This is a genomic window from Vampirovibrio sp., assembly GCF_041737375.1.
GTDB lineage: Bacteria > Cyanobacteriota > Vampirovibrionia > Vampirovibrionales > Vampirovibrionaceae > Vampirovibrio.
On the sequence record NZ_JBGSRV010000018.1, the window covers coordinates 272,343 to 281,588 of the forward strand.

8 protein-coding genes are annotated in these 9,246 nt (G+C 52.0%); 2 read left to right on the forward strand and 6 right to left on the reverse strand.

What is annotated here, in order from left to right; translation table 11 throughout:
- Positions 1 to 162 precede the first annotated feature (162 nt).
- Together ACEW81_RS12685 and thrC are read left to right on the forward strand one after the other, a co-directional pair.
- Entirely contained in the window at positions 163 to 1,494 is a 1,332-nt protein-coding gene (locus ACEW81_RS12685; RefSeq protein ID WP_373533359.1) for a homoserine dehydrogenase, read from the forward strand.
- Complete coding sequence (thrC, locus tag ACEW81_RS12690; RefSeq protein ID WP_373533360.1) at positions 1,494 to 2,561, forward strand: threonine synthase; 1,068 nt, start codon at positions 1,494 to 1,496, stop codon at positions 2,559 to 2,561. The genes ACEW81_RS12685 and thrC overlap by 1 nt, the downstream gene beginning before the upstream one ends.
- A gap of 118 nt (positions 2,562 to 2,679) precedes the next feature.
- Here thrC and thrB read toward each other — a convergent pair whose 3' ends face one another.
- From thrB to ACEW81_RS12720, 6 genes are all read right to left on the reverse strand, one after another.
- Complete coding sequence (thrB, locus tag ACEW81_RS12695) at positions 2,680 to 3,600, reverse strand: homoserine kinase (protein WP_373533361.1); 921 nt, start codon at positions 3,598 to 3,600, stop codon at positions 2,680 to 2,682.
- 806 nt (positions 3,601 to 4,406) lie between these two features.
- Positions 4,407 to 4,766: a hypothetical protein gene (locus tag ACEW81_RS12700; RefSeq protein ID WP_373533362.1), complete on the reverse strand. Its 360-nt coding sequence runs from the start codon at positions 4,764 to 4,766 to the stop codon at positions 4,407 to 4,409.
- Positions 4,767 to 4,879: 113 nt separating this feature from the next.
- Positions 4,880 to 6,049: a radical SAM protein gene (locus ACEW81_RS12705; RefSeq protein WP_373533363.1), complete on the reverse strand. Its 1,170-nt coding sequence runs from the start codon at positions 6,047 to 6,049 to the stop codon at positions 4,880 to 4,882.
- A 201-nt stretch (positions 6,050 to 6,250) separates the two neighbouring features.
- Complete coding sequence (locus ACEW81_RS12710; protein ID WP_373533364.1) at positions 6,251 to 7,255, reverse strand: hypothetical protein; 1,005 nt, start codon at positions 7,253 to 7,255, stop codon at positions 6,251 to 6,253.
- Between the two features lie 275 nt (positions 7,256 to 7,530).
- Positions 7,531 to 8,343: a 23S rRNA (guanosine(2251)-2'-O)-methyltransferase RlmB gene (gene rlmB, locus ACEW81_RS12715; RefSeq protein ID WP_373533365.1), complete on the reverse strand. Its 813-nt coding sequence runs from the start codon at positions 8,341 to 8,343 to the stop codon at positions 7,531 to 7,533.
- Between the two features lie 80 nt (positions 8,344 to 8,423).
- Positions 8,424 to 9,246: hypothetical protein (locus ACEW81_RS12720; RefSeq protein WP_373533366.1), on the reverse strand; the 823-nt coding region annotated here is incomplete at its 5' end.

The following is a 9,246-nucleotide window of genomic DNA, read 5'->3' on the forward strand; positions in this document are numbered from 1 at the left end:
CGCCCGGTCATGGTATGTCGGGCTGCGTTCGGTTTGGGTCCGTGCGGTTGGGCCCTGTTGAAGGGCTAGGCTGATTCAGGGGGGCCTCTGTGGTAGGATAGGTTAGCTTCAAAACAAGCAATATTCCCCAGTCCGTCATCAAGCCCTGAAGGAGCCCACCGCATGCCCTCCCCTGCCCGTCAGGCGGTATCGACATCCGCCACTCTCAATGCTCAAAATCAGCAAGATCAAAAAGTGGTGATTGGCATGATTGGGCTAGGCACCGTTGGCTCCGGGGTATTTAAAATTTTTCGGGATCAGCCCGAAATCTTTTTTCAGAAAATCGCGGTTAAAGATGCCAGCAAAACCCGCAACATTGATGATTTAGATCTGGACGTGCTGTCTCAGGATCCTTATGCGGTGGTGCGTGATCCTGAAACTCAGGTGGTTGTTGAGCTGATGGGCGGGGCGGAACTGGCCAGAGAACTGGTAATAGAAGCGCTGAACAACGGCAAGCACGTGGTTACCGCCAACAAGGAACTGATTGCCAAACACGGCCCGGAACTGTTTGATCTGGCCCGCCAGAAAAATGTTCGCATTTTGTTTGAAGGCGCTGTGGCAGGGGGTATTCCCATTATTATGCCGCTCAAGCTGTCTTTAGGAGCCAATCGCATTCAGGAAGTGGCCGGTATTTTAAACGGCACCACCAACTATATTTTAACCAAGATGACCCAGGAGGGCTGGAGCTTTGATCAGGCGCTGGCCGAAGCCCAGGCCAAAGGCTTTGCGGAAGCCGACCCCACCAATGACGTGGAAGGCTTTGATGTCTGCTACAAAATCGCGGTGCTATCCCTGATTGCTTTCAAGCAAGTGGTAGATCCTCTGGCCATTTACCGGGAAGGCATTACCCGCATTACCGCTGAGGATATTGAACATGCAAGGGAACTGGGCTATGTGATCAAACTAATCGGCCTGGCCAAAATGGGGGAAGATGGCCGACTGGACATTCGGGTTCACCCCATGCTAATTCCCAACGATCACCCGCTGTCCAACGTGCAAAATGAATTTAACGCCATTTTTGTAAAAGGCGACGCAGTGGGCGACGTGATGTTTTATGGCCGGGGCGCCGGAGAAATGCCTACCGCCAGCGCCGTGGCCGCCGACATTTTAGCCATTGCCACCGGCTTGCTGAAAGGCAATGAGCCGATTCCTTCCATGATTATCGATCTGGCCACCCCGGCCAACCTGTTGCCAGTGGCCGACACCCAAAACAAATATTACTTACGACTGAACACCAAGGACAAACCCAAAGTGATGGGCCATTTGGGAAATGCTTGCGGGGATGCGGGCGTCTCCTTGGAGGCGGTAATGCAAAAGGGCATTAACCCCGATGGCACGGCGGCCATTGTACTGCTTACCCAAGCGGTCAGCGAAAAACAGATGAATCAAGCCTTGGAAACCATTCGTCAACAAGACAGCACCCGTGATATCGGTTGCCTGCTGAGGGTTTTGTAATGCCCGGTATTTTAGAGCGCTATCGCCGCTTTTATGATTTCCCGTCCGACTTTCCAATTGTCAGCCTGAACGAGGGGAACACCCCCTTGATTCCCGCCCCTAAAATTGCGGCGGAAGTCAGCCGTTTGTCAGGACAATCCGGCCTCCAGGTGTTTTTAAAGTTTGAAGGGCTAAATCCCACGGGCAGCTTTAAAGATCGGGGCATGACTTACGCGGTTTCCAGAGCGGTGGCCGATGGGCATACCCATATTATTTGCGCCAGCACGGGCAATACCAGTGCGGCGGCCGCCGCTTACGGCGCACGGGCCGGACTCAAAACCCTGATTATTTTACCGGGCGGCAAAGTGGCGCTGGGCAAATTATCACAGGCCATTATGTATGGCGCCTCCATTGTGGAAATTGACGGCAACTTCGATCAGGCGCTGGATATTGTGCGGGCCTTGGGAGAAACCGGCAAGGTTTGCGTGGTCAATTCCATTAACCCCTATCGCCTGCAAGGCCAAAAAACGGGGGCTTTTGAGGTGTGCGACGTACTGGGCGAAGCCCCCGATGATCTCTATATTCCGGTGGGTAACGCCGGAAACATTACCGCCTACTGGATGGGCTTTCAGGAATACGCCAAGCAGGGCATTACCCAGAAACTGCCCCGCATGTGCGGTTATCAGGCCGAAGGGGCTGCCCCTCTGGTATTGGGACACAAAGTGGAAAAACCCGAAACGCTGGCGACCGCCATCCGCATTGGAAATCCGGCCAGCTGGAAACCGGCGGAAAGCGCTCGGGATGAATCGGGCGGGCGGATTGACTGCGTGTCTGACCCCCAAATTGTAGAGGCTTATCAGTTTTTAGCCGGAAAAGAAGGCATTTTGTGCGAGCCTTCCAGTGCGGCCAGCGTGGCGGGCTTGTTTAAAGCCGCCCAGCTCAATCAGATCAAAGAAAACAGCACCATTGTGTGCGTGTTGACCGGCAACGGCCTGAAAGATCCCGATTCCGCCATTCAATACGGCACCCCGGAGCGGGCCCAATTGCCTGCCGACCCGGATCAGGTGGCCGCCTTTTTTGGGGTTTAAAAAATCGCCGGAAGAGCTACCCATTCAGCCTGAGTATTCGGGTTAAACTTGGGTAAGTTTTTGAATGGCGCTAACCCTAGCGTGTTTTAAACCGCTGCTGCTCCCGCCCAACGTTTTTTTAAAGCGGTTCGCTGTAAAGCAGCTGAGCGCCTTCGGTATCCACGCTGACATCATTAATTTCCACCGACCACCCCTTGGCCCGCACCAAATGCTCCAGTTTTTCCAGCAAAAAGGCATGCAGCACAGTGGGATAAAAAATGGCCATGGTAGAACCAGAGCCGCTAATAATCATGCCAAAAGCCCCATCATCCATCACCAAACGCTCAATGGCCTCATATTCGGCAATTAACTTTCGGCGATAGGGTTGATGCAACCGATCGTGCAAGCTGGCCCGCAAGGCGTCGGGATCTTCCCGTAACAAAGCGTAAGTGAGGGTGCTGGCTTTACGCAGGTTAAAAATACTGTCTTCCATGGAAACCGATGCCGGGAGAATGCGTCTGGCCGCTTCCGTCATCACCGGATAATCGGGGCTTACGGTCATCACCCGCCACTCATCCGGCCAAGGCAACGGGTAAGGACGATCATCATACAGCACCACCCCGCCCAGCAAGGCCGGAGCCACGTTGTCCGGGTGGCCTTCCATGGCCACGGCCATTTCCAACAGAGTGAGGGATTGAAAGGGTTCCTTCAGGATTTGATTGGCGGCCACCAGGCCCGCCACCACTGCGGTGGAGCTACTGCCCAGCCCTCTGGCCACGGGAATATCCGCCTGAACAGTGACTTGAAAAGCAGGACGGGGCTGATTGGCTTTGGCATACAGGACATCCATGGCCCTGAACAACAACCCGCTTCCCGCCGAGGCTTGAGACGATTCCTGTTGCAGGGAAGCCGTATCCGCGCTGCTGTCGCTGGAAATAATTAAGGCATCTTGCGCCGCATGCTGAAAGGAAAACCGGTTATACAGACAAACGGCCATGCCAAAACTATCAAAACCCGGCCCCAGGTTAGCGATGGTAGCGGGAACCCGAACCGTAAACATGGCATGTGTCCTCTTTTAATTCATTTCAATTGGAATTCACTGCGATTTGAATTCACTTCAATCCATCTCAATTCAGTTCCATTCTCTCATCTGAAGCAATTGAACTGACTTTGTTGGACGGAAGCGCCCATTAACGCTTTACAGTGTACCCCAAACCACTTAGAAGCACAGAGCACTTCCTGAGCTTTCCATACTGCCCATTCGACTAATCAACCTCGACTGGAAAATGTGCTCCTACGGGTAATATGACAAATCGTTTAAAAAACATATTATATTTCCACTGAAACAAGTTTAAATCCTATAGCTCAAACGTACTTTCCACGCTTTACCACTCGTAACCCTTTACGGTTTATCCGTAAAGGGCTTTTTCTTTTTTAAAACGCCATACCCTGTCCTGTCCTAGCCTCAACTATAGACAACCGGGCAATAGGTTCCACCTTGACCAGCGTTTAATATGCTTACATCAAACACAAATTTTCATTGATAGCTCAAACGTACTTTCCACGCTTTACCACTCATACCCTTCACAATGTGAAGGGTTTTTTCTGTCCATTTTTTGGGGTCAACCGACCGGATTCGGTTTTAAACTCACCCATTGGCAGAATGGTTATCCCGCCATGGTCTATCACACCCGAGGGCTTGAGATGTGGACTTTCGGGCAATGGTGAGAGCCGGTTAAAACCCGTATTCTATTGAGTATCGAAAAAGTTTTACACCTGATAGCTCAAACGTACTTTCCACGCTTTACCACTCTGCCCTTCACCCTGTGTGAAGGGTTTTTTCTTTTTTAAGCTAGCGCATCGCTTTTAAGCTTGCGCTTCGCTATCGCTCAAGCGTTGCTGGTAAGTGGCCAGCGCCAGAGACACCAGATCCTGAAAGGCGGCTGAAGCCTTATCGGAACCATAATTTTGGTGATAATCGGCGGTAAACAGTCCAATCAACCCGGCCAGCACTTCAAATACAGCCTGGGTATCAATTTCATCATCCGCATCCGTGCAATTTTCCAGCAACAACGGGTACAGCTCGCCAATAATATCCAGCGCCAAATCACTTTGAAACGACTGAGGTGACTCGGCAGGTTCCGCCTTCTTGCGGGCAAAGGCCGATTCAGACTGGCCGCTCACAATGTTTTGTTTGCCTGCACCCGTTATTTTTTTGGATGGCATGGCCCGTCTCTCCCTTGCAAACTCTAGCTTGCCCAGTGTAACTGTTTTCAAAGGCGGAAACCAGTTTTATTCATGCTTTGTAAAACAAGGCGTTTTCATACTCAAATTCGCCATCAACGCACGGCCAAAAAGCGTTGAGGCTTTTTCCCGGCTTCCTGAATCAAACCTTCCAGCTCGGAGGCCAGCATGTCTTTGCCCTGCCCGTGATCATCACTCAAAAACTGAATGTAGGACAACGCATCAGTTCCGCCCCCATGACTGCCCCCCCAGTGCAGGCCCTCTTGAGCTTCTGCCACCTGATCTGGCAGCCAGCCCACCTGTTGCACCGGAATCAACTCTCCCAAAAACAAACGGGTTACCGCCATCAATTTAAGCCGATGCCGGTGATGGGTGAGCCGAACATCCGCCTCCGCCCCCCGAAAGTGAGCGCTGGTTTGAGGCCACATTTGGGGCACCAGCTGCTGAAAAGCATGGGGGTGTTTTTGTTGAAAGTCTCGCAAAACCACCAGATGCTGAACCCGCTGGGCCAGTGTTTCGGTGGGACCAGCCTCCATGCGGGCAATCACCGGCAAGCGCAACTGGTGCGCGGCGCTCACAATTTCAAGCCAACGCTTTACCGTGGCCTTTTTAGGCGAAATCTGGGCGCGGACCCGATCCACCAGAATTTCGGCCCCAAAGCCGCCCAAAACCTGCAAGCCGTAATCCATCAGCAATTCCAGAATATAGGGTTCGTTTCGGTTGCTCAAAATACAGAGAAACTCAATTTCATCGGGAGAAAACCCTTGCAGCCGAATGCCCGGCATCTTTTCCCGAATATGATTCATCAGCTTTACATAGGTTTTTAAGGCCGTCGCCGCTTCCAGCCCCGGCAAACAAAGCAGGGAATGAAACCCGCCGCCGCTCAGGGTCAAATGGTCTACCTTTCGAGACTGAGCCAACTCCAAAGCGGCGTCAATCTGATCAATGGTCAAGGTATAGGCCCCTGCGTCTCCCGATTGTTTGGGATACGGGTAAAGGGTCGGGGCCATTTCGCACAAATTGGTCAAAAACAGGGAAGTGCCAGTTTCATAGCCAATCGATTCTCCGCTGTGGCGAATTTTCAGCGTTTCTGCCACCTGGCGCAACCGGCTCAATTCTTCCTCCTGAGTGATCCCCAGCAGGTGAATGGCCTCTGGCACGGAAAGCACCCGCCCGTCTTCCGCCGCATCCAGAATAGAGCGGGTGTTTAAGGGGGCGCCCGAATTTCGGCCCGTCTTTATTTTTTCAGGTTGATGGGAAAGCATACTGGTATTTTAGGGGAAACACGCCGTTACGCATTCAATTCCCGCCTCTCGATCATTTTTCGGCAAAAAAAAGGCGGTTTTTTGCAAACCGCCTATATCTCATCATTCTATCTATTTAGATTTCATCATTCAGGTTGGGATTAAAAGGCTTCTCTATCCGGTCAACATTTAAACTTGGTGTTTACGTTGTTTAAAAGTTATTCAGGCAATCCAGGCTGGTACCCCGTTGGCCGAAGTCAGCTGGTTGACAGCCACGCCGTTGATCTGACCGCTGACGATACCGCCGCTGGGTGCCGAAACAGCACCCTGCTGCTGATTAAATAACTGCCCCATCAAGGCCACCTGGCTTTGAAAAGGAAACACCACCGCAGTACCGGAAACGGCGAAAGGCTGTCCGTTATTCAAACCATTGGTAGAAAAACCGTTAGAGGCAACCACCACCGTGTTTTGCTGAGGCTGGGCCTGCAATTGCAGAATGGCCTGCTGAGTACTTTGTAACTGTGCTTTTTTCTGATTGATTTGAGTCTGCAAGGTGACAGCCTGCTCTTGAACGCGATTTTTGTCCTCATCGCCAGTTTGATCCAGTTGCAGCACCCGAGCCCGCTGGGTTTCCAGAGCGTTAATATCCTGTTGCAGCAATTGAAGCTGACCTTGCAGTTGCAAGCGAATGAATCCGTTTTGAGAGGTGTTGCTCACACCACTCACCGGCTGAAACAAGGGGGAACCGCTCAGGAACGTTTGGGGAAAAAGCTGGGCCTGCTGAAGAACCGGGGTTACAAAATTGTTAAAAGGCGGCTGAGATCGGGTAATGGCCGGAAATAACGGTGGCACCAAATTGGGCTGAAACAGGCCATTACCGCCAAAAATCTTGTTGGTGGCATCCATGGTGCCTATCAATACATTCGTCGCGCTGGGATCGGTCCAAATCAGCGGGTTAAAGTTAGCCAAATCCTGATTAAGACTGGCCGATGGGGTCAGAAAATTGCCGCCAAAACTGGAGGAAAAACCATTATTCAGGGTTCCACTGGTGGGGGTGATGCTCTGGGAAAATCCATTGACCGAACTCAGGATATCTCTGGGATCCAGAAAATCGTTACCCCGACCATTAAAAACCCCACCGGCCTGAGTGCCGGAATCAATGGTGGGATTGGCAAAACCGGGCTGGGTAATGAGCGGATTAAAGCGGGTGGTGGATTGGATAGACATGGCGATCCAGTTCCTTATGATGAGCAGAATGCTGACTGATGAGAGAATGAAGAATGAAACCATGACGAATTATGAATCCGTAAAGGCAGAGAGAAAAGATGGAGGAGATGTCCCTTACACTTAAATAAAAAATACTTAAGATATAAAATTGATCTCTTTTAACAAATGTTGTTACAAAATCTTAAAAATACCCCGCAACCAAACAGGCCAAAATCAACCGCAAGCAAACCCGCAGTTATCCAGCGTCCTGTTAATTTCTGGTAAAAAAGAGGGGGTTAGCGCTTGACCATTTCAAACAGCAACACGGCAGTGGCGGTGGCCACGTTCAAAGAATCAACGGTGCCATGCATGGGGATTTTCACCAGAAAATCACAGTTTTTCTTCACCAGCGAGGCAAGCCCTTTGCCCTCGCTGCCCATAATCAGCAGTACCGGCATCTGGTAATCCTGACGATGGTAATCCACCGCCCCGGTATCATTGGCCGCCCCGGCCACCCAAAATCCGGCGTCTTTGGCCTGCTGAATGGCCTGATTTAAATTGGACACCACCGCAATATTAACGATCTCTTCCGCCCCGGAAGCCGTTTTGGTAACCGCAGGGCCAAACCCGGCGCTATGCTGCTTGGGAATAATCACCCCGTCAATACCCGCCGCATCGGCTACCCGCAAAATGGCCCCAAAATTACGGGGATCAGTCACCCCATCCAGCATCAACAAGCGGGGATGCTGGCCTTGTTCTTTGCGGCTCTGGCAAAGTTTGAGCAAGGCGGGCAAATTCAGCAGGGTTTTCGGGGCCACCGAAGCCACCACCCCTTGATGGGTAATGGATTCCTCCTCATCGGAAACATGACCCTCGGGCCTTGCGGCGGCTTCCGCGCTTTCCTGACTGCGGAGCATCTGATCCAGTTTTTGACGAGGCACCACCTGCACCGGAATCTTGGCGTCCCGAGCCATTTCATGAATGGATTGCACCCGCTTGTCGGGCTTTAAACCTTCGGCCAGAAAGATTTTAAAGACCTTGTCCGGGCTGGCGTCCAGCAAAGCCTTCACACTGTTTTTGCCGTAAACGTAACGGGAACCACCACTCATGGCAAACCTTCCTTTTCATTGCACAACCGGAAGGCAGCAGGGGCCAACCGAAGAAACTAAACGGGCGCCATACCATCCCCTTATTTCCGGGGGCTGGCGGGCTGAGCCTTATCATAACTGAAAGGATGACGCAGGCGCTCCTTCAATGGAATCTTCCCATCCATTTCCGGGGGCGGCGGAACCGGGAGTGGCAACCATCCATTGGCGGCCACCGCCGGGGATTCATCGGCCAAAGAAACCAGTTGGGCCCGTTCTTCCTCAACGTTGTATTGCCAGAGGCCCAAAAACTTTTTTTCCTGCCGATCGTAAACCCATGCCTTCAACAACACCACCGCATCGCTGTTTGGCTCCCAGCCCAGGGGCTGAATATCCCAGGCCAGCTGGTCCATGTGGGGCAGGTTGGCTTTTTGAGTCCAGTAGTGTTTGATAATCCGCTGAATTTCCGGGTAAATGGTCACCGTGCCTTGGGCTTGATCGTAAACCAGAATATTGGTGGTGCGCAAACCCAGGTGCAAAATACCGCTGCGCTCTTTAAACAGAACCCTTTTGCCACTGGCCGACCAATCAGTAATGGTAAGGGTACGAAAACTGAAGCGACTGACCTTGTTAAAGCCCGCATTGGCTATCGCTTTGCGGATACCGGTGGTTTTTCGGGGATCAAAGCGGGCGGCGTACACCCCATAATCAACGGGCGGCGGCGGGGGGTTCTGTGCTTCTTCGCTGGGCAAGCGTTCCAGTGGGGGTTGGGGCAAAGGCTTCACCGGCACCCAGTAAAGCTTGGCGATGGTTTGACGATCATCGGGCATAAACAACACTTCGGTATAAATAAAAGCGCTTTTATCAGGAGAAACCACCGGCGGGCTTTGAATCAGGCGTTTCCCCTCCAGGTTCCATAAATCCAGC

Bases quoted from the DNA above. Each gene is read 5' to 3' on its own strand.
- rlmB (WP_373533365.1), bottom strand. From the start codon at position 8,343: ATGAGTGGTGGTTCCCGTTACGTTTACGGCAAAAACAGTGTGAAGGCT.
- ACEW81_RS12710 (WP_373533364.1), bottom strand. From the start codon at position 7,255: ATGTCTATCCAATCCACCACCCGCTTTAATCCGCTCATTACCCAGCCC.
- ACEW81_RS12700 (WP_373533362.1), bottom strand. From the start codon at position 4,766: ATGCCATCCAAAAAAATAACGGGTGCAGGCAAACAAAACATTGTGAGC.
- ACEW81_RS12705 (WP_373533363.1), bottom strand. From the start codon at position 6,049: ATGCTTTCCCATCAACCTGAAAAAATAAAGACGGGCCGAAATTCGGGC.
- ACEW81_RS12685 (WP_373533359.1), top strand. From the start codon at position 163: ATGCCCTCCCCTGCCCGTCAGGCGGTATCGACATCCGCCACTCTCAAT.
- thrB (WP_373533361.1), bottom strand. From the start codon at position 3,600: ATGTTTACGGTTCGGGTTCCCGCTACCATCGCTAACCTGGGGCCGGGT.
- thrC (WP_373533360.1), top strand. From the start codon at position 1,494: ATGCCCGGTATTTTAGAGCGCTATCGCCGCTTTTATGATTTCCCGTCC.